The 769-nt window shown below is 45.0% G+C and carries 1 protein-coding gene; it reads right to left on the bottom strand.

Annotation, left to right across the window (positions count from 1 at the left end; translation table 11 throughout):
* Positions 1–575: TerC family protein (locus R7R78_RS25775; protein ID WP_406707399.1), on the bottom strand; the 575-nt coding region annotated here is incomplete at its 3' end.
* Between the last annotated feature and the right edge of the window lie 194 nt (positions 576–769).

Raw genomic sequence — 769 nt, 5'->3', positions numbered from 1 at the left:
AGCAATTTACGAATCACTTGCTCTGGGTATGGGTTCACTTCTTCATCTTCACCTTTGTCGCGAGCAAGCTTAATACCTGTCCAGATTAGGAATGCCGCAAATAGGTAGAGTACCCAATGGTATTGGGCGAGCAGCTGCGCGCCGACAGCAATCATAATTGCACGCAGAAGCAACGCGCCAATCACACCCCACAGCAACGCACGAGGACGAAGATGCTCTGGCACTTTGTATTGGGCAAATATGATGGCGAAGACAAATAAGTTATCAACGCTTAATGATTTTTCGAGCAAGTAACCAGTTAGGAAAGACACGGTCGCTTTCTCATTGCTGTAAGCACTATGAGGAGCGTAAACGTCCCAAAAGAAATAGATGGAACCTGCAAAAAGAAACGCGAGTAAGAACCAGAATATGCTCCAAACGATGGCTTTTTGCATCGTAATGGCACCGCCTCGGGTTTGATAGATATCAAGCGCAACCAAAACGAGTGTGAAAAGGCCGAATGCACCATACATTGTCAGTGATTCTTGAAATAGAACAGATTGGCTTAACTGGGTGGTATTTTCGATAAGAGACATGCTTCCTCCCACGCGGAAGGACAGCAGTGTTTAGTGACCTTCCGCAAACAATACAAACCAGCAGTCACATTACCCATGTGTCTGCTAATCAATGAATGCGTTGGTCTCGTTGAAGTGCCAAGATTGAATGTTCAATCATACACCTTTACTTACCGGATAAGCGTTCGCTTAACGAGATGACGATAAGTAAACTT

Source organism: Vibrio sp. 2134-1 (assembly GCF_033339495.1).
This window is presented reverse-complemented; position numbering and strand designations above follow the sequence as displayed.